The organism is Collinsella aerofaciens (genome assembly GCF_964243765.1).
GTDB lineage: Bacteria > Actinomycetota > Coriobacteriia > Coriobacteriales > Coriobacteriaceae > Collinsella > Collinsella aerofaciens_BU.
On the sequence record NZ_CAXTGI010000005.1, the window covers coordinates 160777 to 179687 of the forward strand.

Annotated in this window: 19 protein-coding genes and 1 tRNA gene; 14 read left to right on the forward strand and 6 right to left on the reverse strand. The window is 59.8% G+C overall.

Annotated features, from left to right (window positions below):
* Nucleotides 1–5 precede the first annotated feature (5 nt).
* From ACESSC_RS05355 to ACESSC_RS05365, 3 genes are read left to right on the forward strand one after another with little or no spacing between them, the layout of a single operon-like run.
* Nucleotides 6–1085, forward strand: coding sequence for a branched-chain amino acid ABC transporter permease (locus ACESSC_RS05355; protein WP_118328781.1), 1080 nt, complete (start codon nt 6–8; stop codon nt 1083–1085).
* On the forward strand, nt 1075–1935 hold the full coding sequence (locus ACESSC_RS05360) for an ABC transporter ATP-binding protein (protein WP_089573307.1): 861 nt from the start codon (nt 1075–1077) through the stop codon (nt 1933–1935). The genes ACESSC_RS05355 and ACESSC_RS05360 overlap by 11 nt, the downstream gene beginning before the upstream one ends.
* Nucleotides 1936–2649, forward strand: coding sequence for an ABC transporter ATP-binding protein (locus ACESSC_RS05365; RefSeq protein WP_199407859.1), 714 nt, complete (start codon nt 1936–1938; stop codon nt 2647–2649).
* On the opposite strand, the gene ACESSC_RS05370 is transcribed toward ACESSC_RS05365, so the two are convergent.
* The 4 genes from ACESSC_RS05370 to ACESSC_RS05385 form a co-directional block, all read right to left on the reverse strand.
* Nucleotides 2539–2907: a transposase gene (locus ACESSC_RS05370; protein WP_373161691.1), complete on the reverse strand. Its 369-nt coding sequence runs from the start codon at nt 2905–2907 to the stop codon at nt 2539–2541. The two genes, ACESSC_RS05365 and ACESSC_RS05370, sit on opposite strands and share 111 nt — an antisense overlap.
* A gap of 252 nt (nt 2908–3159) precedes the next feature.
* Complete coding sequence (locus tag ACESSC_RS05375) at nt 3160–3423, reverse strand: hypothetical protein (protein ID WP_089573305.1); 264 nt, start codon at nt 3421–3423, stop codon at nt 3160–3162.
* A gap of 14 nt (nt 3424–3437) precedes the next feature.
* Complete coding sequence (locus ACESSC_RS05380) at nt 3438–4052, reverse strand: DUF1700 domain-containing protein (RefSeq protein ID WP_373161692.1); 615 nt, start codon at nt 4050–4052, stop codon at nt 3438–3440.
* Between the two features lie 4 nt (nt 4053–4056).
* Complete coding sequence (locus tag ACESSC_RS05385) at nt 4057–4377, reverse strand: PadR family transcriptional regulator (RefSeq protein WP_187362357.1); 321 nt, start codon at nt 4375–4377, stop codon at nt 4057–4059.
* A 284-nt stretch (nt 4378–4661) separates the two neighbouring features.
* On the opposite strand from ACESSC_RS05385, the gene ACESSC_RS05390 reads away from it, so the two are divergent.
* A complete protein-coding gene (locus ACESSC_RS05390; protein ID WP_373161694.1) occupies nt 4662–5339 on the forward strand; it encodes a copper homeostasis protein CutC in 678 nt (225 codons plus the stop codon).
* A gap of 3 nt (nt 5340–5342) precedes the next feature.
* The gene (locus tag ACESSC_RS05395) at nt 5343–6140 is read left to right on the forward strand and encodes a DUF4931 domain-containing protein (protein ID WP_117736940.1); all 798 of its coding nucleotides are present in this window, start codon (nt 5343–5345) and stop codon (nt 6138–6140) included.
* A 30-nt stretch (nt 6141–6170) separates the two neighbouring features.
* On the opposite strand, the gene ACESSC_RS05400 is transcribed toward ACESSC_RS05395, so the two are convergent.
* Complete coding sequence (locus ACESSC_RS05400; RefSeq protein ID WP_373161697.1) at nt 6171–7169, reverse strand: bile acid:sodium symporter family protein; 999 nt, start codon at nt 7167–7169, stop codon at nt 6171–6173.
* A 276-nt stretch (nt 7170–7445) separates the two neighbouring features.
* Here ACESSC_RS05400 and recJ point away from each other — a divergent pair, with 276 nt between their 5' ends.
* The 9 genes from recJ (at nt 7446) to rplT (ending at nt 18480) form a co-directional block, all read left to right on the forward strand.
* Nucleotides 7446–10733: a single-stranded-DNA-specific exonuclease RecJ gene (gene recJ / locus ACESSC_RS05405; protein ID WP_373161699.1), complete on the forward strand. Its 3288-nt coding sequence runs from the start codon at nt 7446–7448 to the stop codon at nt 10731–10733.
* Nucleotides 10734–10748: 15 nt separating this feature from the next.
* Entirely contained in the window at nt 10749–13109 is a 2361-nt protein-coding gene (locus ACESSC_RS05410) for a RelA/SpoT family protein (RefSeq protein ID WP_373161700.1), read from the forward strand.
* 84 nt (nt 13110–13193) lie between these two features.
* Nucleotides 13194–13877 carry an MBL fold metallo-hydrolase gene (locus ACESSC_RS05415; RefSeq protein WP_373161704.1) on the forward strand — a complete coding sequence of 228 codons (684 nt, stop codon included), beginning with the start codon at nt 13194–13196 and terminating at the stop codon, nt 13875–13877.
* 194 nt (nt 13878–14071) lie between these two features.
* Nucleotides 14072–14938 (forward strand): class II fructose-1,6-bisphosphate aldolase, encoded by an 867-nt coding sequence (fba, locus tag ACESSC_RS05420; RefSeq protein WP_035137086.1) that lies wholly within the window; start codon nt 14072–14074, stop codon nt 14936–14938.
* A 352-nt stretch (nt 14939–15290) separates the two neighbouring features.
* Nucleotides 15291–16724, forward strand: a complete 1434-nt coding sequence (locus ACESSC_RS05425) for a transglutaminase-like domain-containing protein (protein WP_373161706.1) — start codon at nt 15291–15293, stop codon at nt 16722–16724.
* 39 nt (nt 16725–16763) lie between these two features.
* Nucleotides 16764–16850: transfer RNA gene (locus ACESSC_RS05430), tRNA-Leu, on the forward strand.
* Between the two features lie 431 nt (nt 16851–17281).
* A complete protein-coding gene (gene infC / locus ACESSC_RS05435; RefSeq protein WP_373161708.1) occupies nt 17282–17851 on the forward strand; it encodes a translation initiation factor IF-3 in 570 nt (189 codons plus the stop codon).
* A 32-nt stretch (nt 17852–17883) separates the two neighbouring features.
* The gene (gene rpmI / locus ACESSC_RS05440; RefSeq protein WP_006234422.1) at nt 17884–18075 is read left to right on the forward strand and encodes a 50S ribosomal protein L35; all 192 of its coding nucleotides are present in this window, start codon (nt 17884–17886) and stop codon (nt 18073–18075) included.
* Between the two features lie 45 nt (nt 18076–18120).
* Entirely contained in the window at nt 18121–18480 is a 360-nt protein-coding gene (gene rplT, locus ACESSC_RS05445) for a 50S ribosomal protein L20 (protein WP_006234421.1), read from the forward strand.
* A 103-nt stretch (nt 18481–18583) separates the two neighbouring features.
* On the opposite strand, the gene ACESSC_RS05450 is transcribed toward rplT, so the two are convergent.
* A partial coding sequence (locus ACESSC_RS05450; RefSeq protein WP_373161711.1) for a hypothetical protein occupies nt 18584–18911 on the reverse strand: 328 nt, incomplete at its 5' end.

Here is an 18911-nt window from a genome sequence, read left to right on the forward strand (position 1 = left end):
GCGTTATGAAGTTTCTTAAAGACAAGCAGACGCGTCACGACTTTGTTACGTACGCCATGTGCCTTGTGGCGTTCGCCATCGTGTTCTTTATGCAGTCCAACCACATGATTCCGCGCATGATCGCCGGTCAGCTGGTTCCCATCACGGCCTATATCGTCATGGCCATCTCCCTTAACCTCGTCGTCGGCATCGCGGGCGACTTGTCGCTGGGCCACGCGGGCTTTATGAGTGTCGGTGCCTATACGGGAATCGTTACCGCGGTCGCGCTGGAGAGCGCCGTTCCCTCCGATCCGGTGCGCCTTATCATCAGTATCGTGGTCGGCGCCATCGCTGCCGCCATCCTGGGCTTCTTGATCGGCATCCCGGTCCTGCGCCTGAGCGGCGACTATCTGGCCATCGTGACCCTGGCTTTTGGCGAGATCATCAAAGAGATCGTCACCTGCCTCATTGTGGGCGTCGACTCCCGCGGCCTGCATGTGATCTTTAACATCACGGGTAACTCCACGATCGACGACCTGCACCTGCTCGAGGACGGCACCGCCATCATCAAGGGCGCGCAGGGCGCATCGGGCGTGTCGACCTATTCGACTTTCCTTGCCGGCGCCATCCTGGTCATGGTCGCGCTCGTGATTGTACTCAACCTGGTCCGCAGCCGTACCGGCCGTGCCATTATGGCCGTGCGCGACAACAAGATCGCTGCCGAGTCCGTGGGTATCTCCGTCACCCAGTACCGCATGATCGCCTTCGTGGTTTCCGCCGCTCTCGCCGGTGCTGCCGGAGCCCTCTTCGGCGGTAACTTCTCGCAGCTCTCCGCCACCAAGTTCGACTTCAACACGTCCATCCTCATCCTGGTATTCGTGGTCCTGGGCGGTCTGGGCAATATGCGCGGCTCCGTCATCGCGGCGGCGTTGCTCACGGTGCTTCCCGAGCTGCTCCGTCAGTTCTCGGACTACCGCATGCTCATCTACGCCATCGTGCTGATCCTGGTCATGATCTTTACCAACAACCCGCAGCTCAAGGCGTTCTTCGCACGCATTAAGGACCGCTTTGCTTCCAAGAAGGAGGTGGCAGCCGATGCCCAGTAAATTTGAGTTCAACAAGGGCAAGATGGTCCCGTATCCTTCTGGCGCCATCGTTCCCGACCGCGACCTGGGCCAGCGCCCGGCGCTCGAGTGCATCCACTTGGGCATTGAATTTGGCGGCCTTAAGGCAGTCGACGACTTTAGCCTGACCATCGGTAAGACCGAGATCGCCGGTCTGATCGGTCCCAACGGTGCCGGTAAGACCACGGTCTTCAACCTGCTCACCAAGGTGTACCAGCCCACGCACGGTACCATCCTGCTCGACGGTGAGGACACCTCGGGCAAGTCGGTCTATCAGGTCAACCGCATGGGTATTGCCCGTACCTTCCAGAACATTCGCCTGTTCAACACCATGACGGTGGAGGACAACGTCAAGGTCGGTCTGCACAACCAGGAGCGCTACTCCGGCTTTGAGGGCGTGCTGCGCCTGCCGACGTATTGGAAGCACGAGAAGGCCGCCCACGAGCGCGCCATGGAGCTGCTGTCCATTTTTGATATGGAGCACCTGGCAAACGAGCAGGCCGGCTCGCTGCCTTACGGCGCCCAGCGTCGTCTGGAGATCGTCCGCGCGCTTGCCACCAACCCCAAACTGCTGCTGCTCGACGAGCCTGCCGCCGGCATGAACCCGTCCGAGACTGCGGAGCTCATGGAGAACATCGTCAAGATCCGCGACACCTTTGGCATCGCCATTATGCTTATCGAGCATGATATGTCGCTCGTCATGAACATCTGCGAGGGCATCTGCGTGCTCAACTTTGGTAAGGTCATCGCCAAGGGCACGGCCGAGGAGATCCAGAACAACGATGCCGTAATTGAGGCATATCTGGGCAAGCAGGATAAGGGGGAGAACTAAATGGCAGAGCCGATGCTTTCCGTCTACAACATCAACGTCTGGTACGGCGCTATCCACGCCATCAAGGACATCTCCTTTAACGTCAACGAGGGCGAGATCGTGGCCCTGATCGGCGCGAACGGCGCCGGTAAGTCCACGACGCTTAAAACCATCTCGGGCCTGCTGCGTTCCAAGACCGGCTCCATCAAGTTTATGGGCGAGGACATTACCCATACGCCTGCCGATAAACTGGTGGGCAAGGGCCTGGCCCAGGTTCCCGAGGGCCGTCGCGCCTTTTTGCAGATGACGGTCGAGGAGAACCTGGAGATGGGCGCCTACACGCAGCCCAAGTCCACGGTGGCTCCGGGCCTTGAGCGCGTCTACGAGCAGTTCCCGCGCCTTAAGGAGCGCCGTCGCCAGGTCGCCGGCACCCTTTCGGGCGGCGAACAGCAGATGCTCGTTATGGGGCGCGCCCTTATGAGCAACCCCAAGCTGCTCATGCTCGATGAGCCTTCCATGGGTCTGGCGCCGATTCTGATTGAGCAGATCTTCCAGATTGTCGAGGACCTGCACAAGGCCGGTACCACGGTGCTTCTGGTCGAGCAGAACGCCCAGATGGCGCTTTCAATCGCCACGCGCGGCTACGTGCTCGAGACCGGCAAGATCACCATGACCGGCACCGGCCAAGAGCTCCTGCACGACGACAACGTCCGCAAGGCTTACCTGGGCGGCTAGGGACTTCCGCCGTTCTGCCGAACGGCGGACCGGCCGACGCTGCGCGGGCGCCCTGATCGACGTGCCGAAGCTCCTCACCCTTGGGGCTATGCCGCGGTACGAGGCCAGGTGGTCATGGTCCGGGAACCTCGCGATGTCGAATGACACCGCGAGGTTCGCCGCCGTCCTCGGCGACCTCGACCCCCGAGTGGGCGATCCCCACGCGCTAACGCCTGCAAACAAGGGGATCGCCAAGACGCCGCCGGGCACCTCCGTCATAGACGTGGAAGTGCGGCCGCGCTGAAGCTCTGCGCGGTGTCTGCTCGCTTATGTGCGCATCACGAAGGAAGACCAGATCGGTGAGCGGGATTGGCCCGAAGTCGAGAGATTCCCATCAGCCTCTCGTCGGTCGATGACCGGTTCACCACGCAGGAAGAGCGTGACGGAAGGTCTCGCAAAAAGGCTCCGAGCGCGGCGTGCTCATGCCCGTCGTGGTGCGCCCGAAGGGGGGGACGGCTGCTACGAGCTCGATCATTTGCGAGGAGAAGACGAACCAGTCGTTGCAGATCCAATATGGATCTCGCCGACCTCGGCAAGCTGCTCGATGAGTGGAAGCCCTGTCGGGTCGTCTATTTCAACACCACCCAGAATGATGGTGTCATCGCGCAGGTCGATCTGCGTGTTGAGCACAGCGAGGTTAAAGCCGGAGGCCACAAATCCGATAGCAGCCAGGACGAGCCCCGTGGCAACAAGCCCACCCGCTACGGCAAGGTAAATCCTTTTTACGCTGGACATGTTTGCACTCCTTCCTATGCCGTGAGCGGCGCCGCTTCGGCGCCCATGCGGCTCTTATTGCCTCGATCTTTCCAGAAGGGCGAAACGGCTTTCTTCGCCCAAAGGGCAGAGAGGCGCGCGATCTGCTTGGACGCCGTCCAGGCGCCGGCTCCCGTGAGGAGCGCCACACCGATGGAAGCGAATCCCATTCCCATCGAGGCCAAAACGTACGGAACATGCCCGATAATGATGCCGTCCACGGCGAACAGGAGCCCTACCAGGCCCGCGCCCCCGAATGCCGCGGCCACGATCCACACGCAGAGCGCAAGAACCCAAATACAGATGTAGACTGCAGCGGCAACGGCGACGAACGCGAGCAGCAGCGGAATCCATACCGGAGAGCCCACGATGGCGAGCGCCCATAGAAGTGCCGTGCTCTTGCGCTTGGTCCTCGCGATCGCGCGCGGCACGGCGGGCAGTTCGTCGAGCGTTGCCTCGGCGACCTCACCGGGCGTGCCCATGGCGGCCACAGCCTCGGCCTCCGTCATGCCGTCCTCCATACGGTCGGCGATGGCCTCCGCGTAGAACTCCTGCGTTTCCTTTACCTGATCTGCCGGCAGGCAGGCCAGAAGCTCGCCCAGCCGGTTCAAGAACTCATCGCGCGTCATGGTGCGCCCCCTCCACGTAACGGTAGATCTCCTGCACGGATGGCCATTCGGCGAGGAACTCGGCGATACGCTCGCGCCCGGCGTCCGTGATGCGGTAGTACCTCCGCAGCCGCCCGTTGTGCTCGGCGGAGCGCGCGGTGATGCAGCCCGCCTTCTCCAGGCGCTTGAGCAACGGATAGAGCGTGGATTCCGTGAGCCCCATACTCGCGGGCACGTCCTTCACGATCTGATAGCCGTAGGATTCCTCGCCCGAGACGGCCGCGAGCACGCAGGCCTCGAGGAAGCCGCGCTTCATCTGTGCCTCCATCCGCACACCTCCTTTCGTAGTATACTGTGTAACACCTACTATATGACACATAGTATATGATGTCAACAGTTGTCGTATAGGGAGTCCGGTCTGTCTGTCCCCTGCGGGTACTCATTGGGGACGTACTTAAATGAGTACCCATCGCTCAAGGTGGCACCTGGGGACGTTCCTTATGTGCCGGCACTTTGGGACACTCCTTGTCAAGGTTTTGTTCCATCGTGCGGGTTGCTATTTAACGTGCGACAATGCCGTGTGAAAATCGAAATGTCTCCTGGGGGCTATCTATGCTGTACGAGTTTTGTGCCGAGAACTTTGAGCGTGTGCCGGCGGCTATCGATGCCGGTGCTAAGCGCATCGAGTTGTGCGACAACCTTGCCGTCGGTGGTACCACGCCCTCGGCCGGCGTTATCAGCACTACGGTCAGCTATGCTCACGAGCATGACGCGCGAGTGATGTGCATGATTCGCCCGCGTGGCGGTGACTTTCACTACAACCAGGACGAGCTGCGCATGATGGAGATGGACTTGGGTCTTGCCGTGAGCGCCGGCGTTGACGGCCTGGTCTTTGGCTGCTGCAAGCCCTGTGCCGGCGGCTGGGCGCTCGACGAGCTCACCCTCGGCGCCCTCGTGATGGCTACGGGCTGCGCGACCGAGGAGTGCAAGCGCGAGTCCCTTGACATCACCTTCCACATGGCATTTGACCAGCTTTCGCCCGAGGCTCAGCTCGATGCGATTGATACACTTGCCGACTGCGGCGTTACGCGCATCCTCACGCATGGCGGCGCGGCCGGTACGTCGATCGAGGATAATTTCGATCACCTGGCTCGTTTAATCGAGTATGCGGGCGACCGCCTGACCATTCTTCCCGGTGGCGGCATTTCCACGGCCAATCGCGATACCGTGGCGGCGGCACTGGGCGTCTCCGAACTCCATGGCACCAAGATCGTGCCGCTGGAGGTATAACCCGTGGCGCTGGTATTTGACGTTCAGCAGGCGAACGGTAAGCCCGACGACAACCGTCGTCCCGGCACCGCGTGCCCCTTTTGCGATACCGAGGAACTCGCCAATATCATCCGGCGCGACGGTGGCTGCATCTGGCTCGAGAATAAGTTTAAGACCTTGCGGGCCACTCGCCAGACCGTATTGATTGAGTCGTCCGACCACGACGCCGACCTGGTGACCTATGCGCCGGACGAGCTGCATCATGTTATGCGGTTTGCCCTGGATTGCTGGCAGCGGATGATTGACTCCCGACAGTATCGCAGCGTTCTCATGTACAAGAACAAGGGCCCACTTTCGGGCGGCAGTCTGGTCCATCCGCACATGCAGATTGTGGGTTTGGAGCAGGAAGACGGCTATGCTTCGCTGGCTTCCGCCAATTTCGAAGGCATCAATGTCTGGCAACAGGGGAGAATCTCGGTCAATATCTCAGCCGAACCGATCATGGGGTTCTTTGAGATCAACGTTTCAGCCCCGCAGGGAATCGCCGCCAGCGATGACGCACGAGACCAAGCCGAGGCGGATCTCTTTGCCGATGCGATCCAGGTAGCTCTGCGCTATATCCTAAACGAGCACCACGGTGGTCGCGCAGAGTCGTACAACTTGTTCTTCTATCACCTGGGCGGTCGGACCATTGCCAAGGCGCTGCCGCGTTGGGTGGTTTCGCCCTACTTTGTCGGCTATCGTTTGGCCCAAGTCAATGCCGAGACGACGCTCGATATCGATGCTGAGCGTCTGCGTGCGCATCTGGAAACGCTCGTATAGCAAGACTAACACCCGCGTAATGCGCACAGCCTAGCGCGCCATGGCGTCGCGGCCGGCTTCGACCCGCTTGCGCTGTTTGGTGCGCTCCTCGCAGGTTAGGCACTCAAAGAGATGCCCGATAATCGAGGCCAGCACCTGCTGAAACAGCGTGCCGCACATGATGGGGAACACGACCTCGCCCGGAAAGTACTGCGTGGCGATGACGGCACCCGAAGAGATGTTGCGCATGCCGCAGGTAAAGCACATGGTAGTCGTCTCGCTATATGGCAGATGCAGCGCACGTGCGACCAGAAAACCGACGACAAAGCCGCTGATGGCGAAGACCAAAATAAAGAGGGCGACTTCCAGGCGCACCGCGTTTATGTGCAGCACGTACTCGCTCATAGCGGTGGAGTTGGACGCGATGACGCCCATCATCATGAACTTGCAGGCGGGCGAGAGCACGGGAGAGAGTTTCTCGTGGCCCCAGCCGCGCGTGAGTTCATTGATGGCAATACCGAGCACAGCGGGGATGGCGATCATAAAGGCCATGTTCTGCATCATGCTCGGCACGTCGATCGAGACGGTGGCGCCCAGCAGGAGCTTGAGCGTAAGCGGAATCGTCACAGGTGAGATGACCGAGGACGTCAGGATGATGGTGAGCGCGAGCGGGCCGTTGCCGCCGAACATGCTGATCCACATAAAAGCGGTGACGGCCACGGGCACGCTGTATTCGAGCACAATGCCGCAGACAAGGTTGGGGTTGGAGCCAAAGAAGAGTGACCCCATGGCATACGCCGCGATGGGAATAAGCACCGCCGAGACGAGCAGCGCCAAGACTAGGTGCAACGGACGGCGGAACACCTCGGTTACCTGGTGAAAGGTGTTGCTGAGCGCACCCTGAAACGTCATAAAGGCAAACAAGGTGGGAACGATGGGCTTGAGTACGCCAATCTGTTGGGGAAAGAGCACGCCGAGTGCCACGCAAATCGGAACGATGACCTGCATGTGCCCCGCGAGAAACTTGCCCAGTCCAACCCATTGCTTCATATGCGCTTGTGACTCCCTTTGCCCGTGAACCCGTTTTGAATGGATATGCTAGACGCTCGCATGCGTCCGTGCGTCAGAAACGCTCGAATATTTCGGGGCTATTACCGGCATCGTTTACCGAAACCGCGGCGTGCTGCGGCGATTTGCGTCTGCTCTGCACGGTATAATAAATCCGTTCAACAGATCTGCCTGCCGAAGCGGGCATACACAGAGGACTCATCGCTATGAACCGTGAGAGGTATCGCGGCGACCTGCCCCTATCGGGGGTGGGCGCCTATGTCATCGCTTAAGACGACGCATCGCTGGGCGGTCGCTCAGCAAAACCCCGAGCTCGAAAAGGAGCTTTCGGCTGGCCTGGGCATACCCGGGCTGGTGGCGCGCATTATGGTTGCGCACGGCATAACATCCATCGAGGAAGGCCAGCTGTTTTTGACGCCTTCGCTCGATCGCGACTGGGCCGACCCACTCATTATTCCGGGCATGGCGGTCGTTGCCGACCGCGTCGAGCGCGCTATTCGCAACCACGAGCACATCGCGGTCTTTGGCGATTTTGACGTCGACGGCATTACGTCGACTTGTCTGTTGACCGAGGCGCTACGTTCGTTTGGCGCCAACGTCACGCCGTTTATTCCGCATCGCTTTGACGAGGGCTACGGCCTGTCGCGTGCGGCGCTCGACCGCGTCAACGAGCTCGCCCAACCCAACCTGATCGTGACCGTCGATAACGGCATTGCCGCCAAGGAGGAGGTCTCCTATCTGGAGAGCCTGGGGATCGATTTGGTGGTCACGGACCATCACGAGCCGTCCGACCAGGTGCCGCAGGGCGTGCCCCTGACCGACCCCAAGCTCGAGGACGAGGGTCCCTCGCGCGAGCTTGCCGGTGCCGGTGTGGCGCTCAAGCTGGTGCAGGTCCTGGGCGAGCGTTTGGGCAAGCCGTCGTATTGGCGTTCGCTGATCGAGGTCGCGGCGCTGGGCACCGTGTCCGACATGATGCCGCTCACGCCCGAGAATCGCGCACTGGTCGCCGAGGGCATCCAACAGATGCGCGTGACGGCCCGTCCCGGCTATATCGCGCTTGCCGCACTTGCCAAGGCCGACCTTTCTACCATTACGGCCGACGGCCTGTCGTTTTCGCTCATCCCTCGTCTGAATGCTGCCGGCCGCATGGCTGATCCCAAGCTGGCGCTCGACCTGCTGCTTGCCCGCGATCCTATCGAGGCAAGTGCACTGGCAGCCGAGCTCGAGGAAATCAACCGTCAGCGCCGCGAGATCGAGGCGGAGCTCACACGCGACGCCATGGCAAAGGTCGAGGAGACCTATGACGGCGGTCGCGCAATCGTCGTGGGTGGCGAGGGCTGGCACGAGGGCGTCAAGGGTATCGTAGCGAGCCGCCTGACCAACCGTTATCACGTGCCGGCGCTGCTCTTCTCGATTGAGGACGGCGTTGCGCGCGGATCGGGTCGCTCGGTGGGCAAGGTCAACCTGTTTGACGCCGTCGAGCGCTGTTCCGACCTGCTGATTCGTCGCGGCGGACATGCCGGTGCGGTGGGTGTGACCATCGAGGCATCCAAGCTCGATGAGTTCCGCCGCCGCCTTTCCGCCGTGCTGTCCGAGCTTCCCGCCGAGGACTTTGAAGACACCGACGAGGTCGCCGCCACCGTCGACCTTTCCGAGCTGAATATCGAGACCATCGAGCAGATCTCCCGCCTTGAGCCGTTTGGCCAGGGCAACAAGGTGCCGCTGCTGGCTGCCGAGGGCGTGACGATGTGCGACCGCGCCGTGGTGGGCAAAACCGGCGAGCATATGCGCTTTGTGGCGACCGATGGCGCCGCGAGTGTGCCGGCCATTATGTTCCGCGTGCCGCAAATCGATAAGCTCATCAACTGCGATAGCGCTGTCGACTTGGTGTTCGAGGCCGTTGCCGAGCATTGGCAGGGGCGTGTGAAGCCCAAGCTCATGATCAAGGATGTTCTGGTCCGCGATACCACGCTGCCCAGCGTCGACGATCCGGCATGCGAGCTTCGTCGTGGCGTGCAGCCGGCGGATTCCGGCCTGCGCCTGGAGTCGCGTAAGCGCGAGACGCTCGCCCAGCTTTCCTATACCGAGCTCACGCGCTCGCTTATCCATAGCTTTATCGGATCGAACCAGCCGCACCGCGCGCAGGTTGAGGCGCTCGATGCCTTGGCCGACCACCAGAGCGTCTTGGCCGTTATGGGAACGGGCCGCGGCAAGTCTCTCATCTTCCATGTACATGCTGCGCGCGAGGCTGTCCTTCGCGGACGTGCGAGCATCTTTGTCTATCCGCTGCGTGCGCTTGTTGCCGACCAGGCCTATCACCTCTCGTCGACGATGGCAGCGCTTGGCATTGGCGTTGGCGTGCTGACCGGCGAGACCGTGGAGGCCGCACGCGATGATGTGTTCGCCGGCCTAGCTTCGGGCCGCACCGGTATCGTGCTCACGACGCCCGAGTTCCTATCTATCCACCGTGACCGCTTCGCGCGTTCGGGCCGCATCGGCTTTGTCGTTATCGATGAGGCGCACCACGCCGGCCTTGCCAAGGGCGGCGACCGCAGCGCCTATCTCGACATGCCCGATATCCTCAAAGCCCTGGGCGACCCGGTTGTTATGGCTGCGACGGCCACCGCGACGGCTCCGGTCGTGGCCGAGCTTGCCCGCATGCTGCCGATCACTCGCACGGTGGTCGACGAGACGGTGCGCGAGAACCTGCAGCTCGAGGACAACCGCGACCTTGCGAGCCGCGAGAACCGTTTGGTGTCGATCGTGGCGACGGGGGAGAAGACCGTCATTTACGTCAATTCGCGCGACCAGTCCGTGGCGCTCGCCAAGACGTTGCGCAAGCGTGTGCCCGATTGCGCAACCCATATCGCGTTCTATAACGCGGGGCTTGCGCGCTCCGATCGCCGCCGCGTGGAGGAAGCATTCCGAGACGGAAGCCTCAGCTGCATCGTCTCGACCTCTGCCTTTGGCGAGGGCGTCAACCTTCCCGATATTCGCCATGTCGTGCTCTATCACATGCCGTTTGGCGCGATTGAGTTTAACCAGATGAGTGGCCGCGCCGGTCGCGATGGACAGCCCGCCGTGATTCACCTGCTCTATTCGTCGCGCGACGCCCGCATTAACGAGCGCCTACTCGACTGCTATGCGCCCGAGCGCGACGAGCTCGTCACGCTCTATCGCGCGCTGCAAACCATGTGGCGCTCCAACCGCGGCAAGACCGGGGACGATTCCTTTAGCGCGAGCGATATCGACATCGCGCAGATGTGCCTTGCCATCGATGCCCGCACGCCGGTCGACGAGCGCTCGGTGGAAAGTGGCCTGGGAATCTTCGAAGAGCTTGGCTTCTGTCGCGTTTCGGGGTTTGACGACACCCGTCGCATCGCGATGGCCGAAAACCCCGGCCGTGTGCAATTGAGCAGGTCAATTCGCTATTTGGAGGGCTTGCGTTCGCGCATGGAGTTCTCGGCTTTCCGGAGTTGGGCGCTCGATTCGTGCGCTTCTGATATGCTAGCCAAAGTTAACCGCCCGATCGTACCGCGGGCCTAGGGGAAGGGGACCTCGATGGATGCCGCAGCCCGTACCGCCCATGATTCCGCCCTCCAGCCGTTCTCGGAGATGGAGCACTATAAGCATGCCGATGAGCTGCCGCCCGAGATTATGGCGGACAGCTACGACAAGCTGGAGCGCCTGTGCCTCAAATATATGAATGAGGACGACTTTTCTAAGGTGGAGCAGGCCTATTGCTTTGCTGCCGAGAAGCACTGCAACCAAAAGCGCCGCTCGGGTGAGATGTACATCAACCATCCCGTCGAGGTGGCCATCATTTTGGCCGATCTCAAGATGGACTGCGATGTGGTGTGCGCCGCGCTGCTGCACGATACCGTCGAGGATACCGAGACCTCGCTTGCCGATGTTTCCGGCCTGTTTGGCGATACGGTGGCCGAGCTTGTCGATGGCGTGACCAAGCTCACCAACATCGAAGTCGACAGCATGGACGAGAAACAGGCGCTCACGCTGCGAAAGATGTTCCTCGCCATGTCCAAGGACATCCGCGTCATCATCGTTAAGCTTGCCGACCGTCTGCACAACATGCGCACCCTTGCAGCCCTGCGTGAGGACCGTCGCCTGTTTAAGGCTCGCGAGACCATGGACGTGTATGCGCCCCTGGCCGACCGTCTGGGCATGAGCTCTATTAAGTGGGAGCTCGAGGACCTGTCCTTCTTCTACTTGGAGCCCGATGCCTACCAGCGCATTGCGCGCATGGTGGCTGAGTCGCGCGAGGTTCGCGAGCGCTATCTGGCCGAGACTATCAAGACGCTCACCGACGAGCTCAACCGCATTGGCCTGGAGGACTTCCAGATCAACGGTCGTTCCAAGCACTATTGGTCCATCTATCAAAAGATGAAGCGCAAGGGCAAGGAGTTCTCTGAGATCTACGATCTGGTGGCGCTGCGCGTTATTACCCATTCGGTGCGCGATTGCTACTCCACGCTCGGCGCGGTGCACACACTATGGCACCCCATGCCCGGTCGCTTTAAAGACTATATCGCCATGCCCAAGGTCAATAACTACCAGTCGCTCCACACGACGGTTATCGGCCCCACGGCTCGTCCGCTCGAGATTCAGATTCGAACCTACGAGATGCATGAGCAGGCCGAGTACGGCATTGCCGCCCACTGGCTATATAAGAAGTCGGGCGGATCGTCCGCGTCTAAGACCAATGATGCCCAGCGCTTGGACGACCAGATTAACTGGCTCAAACATTCGCTCGATTGGGCTGCGTCTGATGAGATCACCGACGCCAAGGAATACCTGCATTCGCTGAAGGTCGACCTCTTCGATCAGGAGATTTTCGTCTTTACGCCCAAGGGCGAGGTCATGGCGCTTCGTGCCGGCTCCACGCCGCTCGACTTTGCCTATGCCGTTCATACCGAGGTCGGCAACCACTGCGTAGGCGCTAAGATCAACGGTGCGGTGGCCCCGCTCACGCACGAGATCAAGACGGGCGACCGTGTCGAGATTCTGACCAACAAGAGCTCCAAGCCGTCGCGTGATTGGCTCAAGATCGTTAAGACACCTTCCGCCAAGTCAAAGATCCGCCGTTACTTCGCCGCCGCGACCAAGGACGACGACGCTGCCGCCGGCCGCGATATCCTGGCTAAGGACCTGCGCAAGCGCGGATATGGCATCTCTACGCCGCGTTCGACGCGTGCGCTCAACGCCGTGGCGGAGCAGTTTAACTATAAGCAGCTCGAGGACCTGTTCGCAGCCGTTGGTGCGGGCAAAGTCGCCCCACGTGCTGTGGGCAACAAGGTCGAGCAAATCTTGGACCCCAAGCCCGAGGAGCAGCTCACCAAGACCGAGGCCATTGCCGAGGTCGTCAAGCAGCCCGCCCGCGGCTCCAACCGCAAGCCGCAAAAGCGCGGCAAGAGCGCCAGCAACGGCATTATCGTCAAGGGCGAGAGCAACAGCGGCCTGCTGGTCCGTCTGGCCCATTGCTGCAACCCCGTGACGGGCGACGACATCGTCGGCTTCATCACGCGCGGTCGTGGCGTTTCGGTGCATCGCGCCAACTGCCCCAACGTCAAGGGTCTTATGGAGCATCCCGAGCGCATGATCGACGTGGAGTGGGACGGCGCTGCTGACACCCTCTTCCAGGTCGAGATCGTGGTCGAGTGCCTGGACCGCATGGGCCTGCTCAAGGATGTCACCATTGCCATTGGCGATGCGGGTGGCAATATCCTTTCTGCCGCCACGTCGACCAACCGCGAGGGTATTGCAACCCTGCGCTTTATGGTCGAGATCTCGGACGCGAGTGGTCTGGATCCGCTGCTGGCCTCTATCAGCAGCGTTGACTCGGTCTACGACGCGCGTCGCTTGATGCCCGGCGAGGGTGGAGCCCAGCTTAAGCGCCGCGTTTAGTCGCGACGAACGTGCCACATTATCGATATTCGCTACACTCGAGGCATCGTTTGATGCCTCGAGTTCTATAGAGAGGAGAGGGGCATGAGTGCTGTGTCCTTGGATTTAACTCCCAAGGGATCGGTCGAGATCGAGACGCTCGTAAACGGTCCCATTCAGACCAATAGCTATGCTGTTATTACGGACAATGAGTGCGTGATTATCGATCCCGCATGGGAAGGCGAGCGCTTGGTGGAGCATATTCGAGCCGAGCATCCCGGTGTATGCGTGCTTGGCGCCGTATGCACTCATGGCCATGCCGATCATGTTGGCGGTGTCGCTGGAGTTCGGGCCGCCGTTGGCGTTGACACCCTGTACGAGCTGTGCGGCAAGGACGCAGCTGTGCCGCATGCGAACATCGAGGAGCAGCGAGCTATGTGGGGCATTGAGACGCCCGACCCCGGGGAGCCGACGCGCCTGCTCGCCGAGGGCGATGCTATCGAGGTGGGCGATATCTGCCTGCAGGTGATCGAGTCACCTGGGCATACGCCGGGCGGGATCGTCTTGTTTGCTGCCACCGAGCAGGGGAACATTGCCTTTGTGGGCGACACCCTGTTTCCGGGTGGGCACGGCCGCACCGATCTTTCTGGAGGAGACGAGGCGGCGATTCTGCGCTCGCTCTCCAAGCTCGCCCGGCTTCTCCCGCCCGATACCGTTTGCCTAACCGGTCATGGCGATTCGACCACCATGGCACGCGAGCTCATGCAGAACCCTTTCATGCGGATGTAGCTTAATAGTCGGCTTTTGAAGCACGAGAAGCGTCCAAACGTCAAGCTATTTTTCCCCAACGGGTCGATTTCGTAGGGCAAACGGTCAAAAAAGTCTGTTTGGACGATATTCGTGAACAAACGAACGTTTATGCTCGGGTGCGCCGTGGTAAAATCTCAGGCGTTATCGGAGCAACCTTACAGGAGGTTTCTTTTATGCTCGTCAACGCAGCAGACATGCTCAAGAAGGCCGAGGCCGGCAAGTACGGTCTCGGTGCCTTCAACACCAACAACCTCGAGTGGACCCTGGCTATTCTCCAGGCCGCCGAGGAGGCCAAGTCTCCGCTGATCCTTCAGTGCACCGCTGGTGCCGCTAAGTGGATGGGCGGTTTCAAGGTCTGCGCCGACATGGTCAAGGCTGCCGTCGAGGCCACGGGCGTTACCGTTCCCGTCGCCCTTCACCTCGATCACGGTTCTTACGAGGACTGCTTCAAGTGCATCGAGGCCGGCTTCACGTCCATCATGTATGACGGCTCTCACGAGGAGACCTTCCAGCTTAACCTCGACCGCACCAAGGAGCTCGTTGAGCTTGCCCACTCCAAGGGCATGTCCATCGAGGCCGAGGTCGGTGGCATCGGCGGCACCGAGGACGGCGTGACCTCCAGCGGCGAGCTCGCTGATCCTGCTGAGTGCAAGCAGATCGCTGACCTGGGCGTCGACTTCCTCGCCTGCGGCATCGGCAACATCCACGGCGTGTACCCCGCCGACTGGGCTGGTCTTTCCTTCGAGCGTCTGGGCGAGATTAAGGCCCAGACCGGTGACCTGCCCCTCGTTCTGCACGGTGGCACCGGCATCCCCGAGGATCAGATCAAGAAGGCCATCTCCCTGGGCATCTCCAAGATCAACGTCAACACCGACCTGCAGCTCGTCTTCGCCAAGGGCGTCCGCGAGTACATCGAGGCTGGCAAGGATCAGCAGGGCAAGGGCTTTGACCCCCGCAAGCTCCTCAAGCCTGGTCGCGACAACATCGTTGCCCGCACCAAGGAGCTCATGGAGGAGTTTGGCTCCGTCAACAAGGCGTAAGCGTCGCTAAACTTCCCGCCGGAAGCCCCGTCCCCCTACACTGTTTCCTTTGCGCTCACCTGGCTTTGCCAGAAGTCGCGCCAAGGAAACAGTTCCGGGGGACGGGGCTTCCTTCGTTTAACGCCGCAGGGTTACGAGTCTGAATTAAGATGGCTACTGGCTTTGCCAGAAGTCGCGCAATGGGAAAAGCTCCGGGTGAACGGGGCCTCCTTTGTTAAATTGCTACAGGGTTACTGGTCTGATTTTAGTTATATGGTTACCGTTCAGCGGTGTTGATGGCTCCCTTGTTGGGGCTTTCTTTTTTATCTCGCTACAATGGACTTCAAGCGTTCTAGTGACTTGGAGTTTTGGTATGGCTGTTATTAATGTACTGCCTTCGGATGGGAAGGTTATTGACGAGGGTCCTGTTGGCTGCTCTGTTGATGTTTGCTGTGATGACTTTCGCCATCTCGATGTTGGACTGCCGCCCGAGATTTTTCGTCTTAAGGATGCCGGGTATTTGACGCAGGCTGTTGCTGCCTGCGATCGCCTTTTGGAGCAGAACCCCGAGCCTTCGCTGGCTGCTTGTGTTCGTGCCGAGCGGTATCGCATGCTCGAGACGCCGCTTCATTTTTCGGTGTCGCGCGATCAGGCTATTACGATGATTCGCGAGGAGTGGCCTGAGTTTACCGAGGAGCAGTTTGACGATCTGATTGACCGTAAGCGTATTGACTGGCGCTTTATCGATGGCGAGCTGTTCGTTCTCGACAACTTCCTCGATTCGCTTCGCGTATATCCCAAAGAGGTTCCCGGCATGCGGCCCGATTCTACGGACGGAATAGCACTGCGCAACGAGATGCTCAAGGAGATGGAGTCACAAAACGGATTGGCTCGCGTCATTACGCTTAAAGCGTCCGTGTCTGTCCCCGGTGCTCTAGATGGAGAGACTGTTCGCGCGTGGCTACCCGTTGCCGCCGCCTGTCGTCAACAGTCTCATATCGAGGTTCTCGATATGACGCCGGAGGGTGCTGTTGCCCCCGCGAATGCTTCGGCGCGTACCGCCTCGTGGTCTTCTTCGAGTGAGCGCTCATTCTCGGTGACCTATCGCTATCAAATTGATGCCGCTTATCGTGATGTCTATGGGGGTGCGCTTCCGGTGCATCCTTGCATGGACGCGCCACTGCCCGTGGACACCTCCGAGGACCGTCCGCACATTGCATTCACGCCGTATCTACAGCAGCTGACAGCCCGTGTCATTGACGGGCTCGAGGATCCGCTCGATCGCGCCCGTGCTATCTATGATTACCTGACGCAGTACATCGACTATCGCTATCAGCCGCCGTACTTGCTTTTGGGATCTATTGCCGATGACTGCGCGCATTCGCTCCGCGGCGATTGCGGCGTTATGGCGCTCACGTTTATCACCATGTGCCGTATCGCGGGCGTGCCTGCCCGTTGGCAGAGCGGCCTGTATGTTGCGCCCGATTCGGTGGGGTCGCACGACTGGGCAGAGTTCTATACGCCGCAGACCGGTTGGCTCAACGCCGACGTGTCATTTGGATCTTCTGCTCGCAGGATGGGGGAGGAGTGGCGCCGCCGTCACTACTTTGGCAATCTCGACCCGTGGCGTATGGTGGCCAACAATCGATTCCAGGCAGAGTTTGAGCCCTCTTTCGACGGCATGCGCGAGGACCCTTACGATAACCAGATGGGTGAGGCTTCGGTCGACGGTCGCGGATGCCGTCGGCGCGAGATGCTCCGCACGGTCGAACTCATCGAAATGCTCGAAGTTCCATTTTCGGACTAATCGGTAGAAAGCTGTGATAAACTAACTCACGCATTGCGTGCCCGAGTGGCGGAATTGGCAGACGCAGTGGACTCAAAATCCACCGTTGGCAACAACGTGCGAGTTCGAGTCTCGCCTCGGGCACCATTCATGCAAGCGAGCGTTCAAGGGGGTTGCGGCCCCCTTTTTCGTGCCGAACTCGCGTGAGCGCGCGAAGCGTTAAGCAAACAGGCCTGTGGCCTGTTTGTAGCGGAGCGTGGCGAGGGCGCCACGCGCCCGAAGCCCGGGGCTTCGCGAAGCGAAGGCCCTTCGAGTCTCGTCTCGAGCACCATTCATGCAAGCGAGTGTTCAAGGGGGTCAAGGCCCCTTTTTCGTGTACGTAATGTGATAACGCGCTGTACGTGTTATTATTCGCAAGGCGTTGTTCCCGCAATGCCCTAAAGAGGAACCTGAGGGTTCCCACCTTTTGGCGCCAATGAGCAGCTGACTGGTCATACAACTTAGATTCCCTTCCTCAAATCGAGGAGGTCTATGTGTACGACCTGGTTGCTGAGAAGCGCCGGGTTATTTTTTTATGAATGGAGGTAGGGAAAATAGCTAAGTCTGATGACACCCGCATCAACGACGAGATCACTGCATCTTCGTGTCGTTTGATTGGCGTCGATGGCTCTCAGCTCGGCCTGTTCGCCATCCGCGATGCCCAGCGCGTCGCCGACGATCAGGGTCTCGACCTGGTCGAGATCGCTCCCAACGCGGAGCCGCCGGTCTGCAAGGTCATGGACTACGGTAAGTTCAAGTACCAGCAGGCCATGAAGGCCAAGGCTGCTCGTAAGAACCAGTCCAAGGTCGAGGTCAAGGAAATGAAGTTCCGACCCAAGATCGACGTTGGCGACTACGAGACCAAGAAGGGCCACGTTCTGCGTTTCCTCAAGAAGGGCGCACGCGTTAAGATCACCATCATGTTCCGCGGCCGTGAGATGGCTCACCCGGAGCAGGGCCTTAACGTTCTCGAGCGTCTCGCCGAGGATCTCAAGCCTTACGCTACGGTCGAGTCCAAGCCTAAGATGGAAGGCCGTAACATGCTTATGCTGCTCGCCCCGATTAAGGGCGCCTTCGATGAGGATAAAGCGGCAAGCGATGGCAAGTAACTAGTGTTCTGTAACCGATTAAGGAGTATTTCATGCCTAAGATGAAGTCCCACAGCGGCACCAAGAAGCGTTTCCGCAAGACTGGTACCGGCAAGCTTATGCGCGCCAAGGCTTTCAAGAGCCACATCCTGAGCAAGAAGTCCACCAAGCGTAAGCGTGGCTTCCGTCAGGAGACCGAGATCGCCGCTGCCGACCGCAAGGTCATCAAGTCGCGTCTCGCCTAAGTTCGCGTTCCCGTTTTCGTTTTACCATCTAGGAGTTGATAGAACATGGCACGTATTAAGCGCGCTGTTGCCGCCAAGAAGAAGCGCCGTACCGTTATGCACCGTGCGAAGGGTTACTACGGTGCCGCTTCGCGTACTTACAAGCATGCTAAAGAGCAGGTCCAGCACTCCCTGCAGTATCAGTATCGTGATCGCCGCAACAAGAAGCGCGAGATTCGTTCTCTCTGGATCACTCGTATCAACGCTGCTGCTCGCCTGAACGATATTTCTTACTCTCAGTTCATGCACGGCCTGAAGGTTGCCGGCATCGAGCTCGACCGCAAGGTCCTGGCTCAGATGGCTTACGAGGACATCGAGTCCTTCAACGAGCTGGCTACCATCGCCAAGAAGGCTCTCGAGGCCTAATAGATTCTCTTGAATCGCTAGGGGAGTGTCGCGTTGTACGCGGCGCTCCCTCTTTTTATCTGAAGCGCGGTTTACATTGCTAAAAGCGCGGGTAGATAGACACTTACAGGTGACCGATCTCTATATATTCCTGAACCAAAGGGTCATCATCTGATACGTGCGGAAGATCCGCACCAGTCTTTCTATTAGCTATAGAAAGCAATATGTTGTGTAGGACTTGTGAAGAGTGGAATTGACGTCCCACAAGGCTTCGCGGTCTGGCAATATATCTCCTTGCCGCGCGGCCCGGTCGGACCGGACCAGCCGCCAGGCGTGCACCTTGAGAACCGGATACTGCGAGGATGGACACATTCAGTGTCGCATCCGGGCAGACATCGAACCATTTGAAATGGTCTAACTTGGATTTGTTTTTCGCAAGGCCGCCGAGAGGC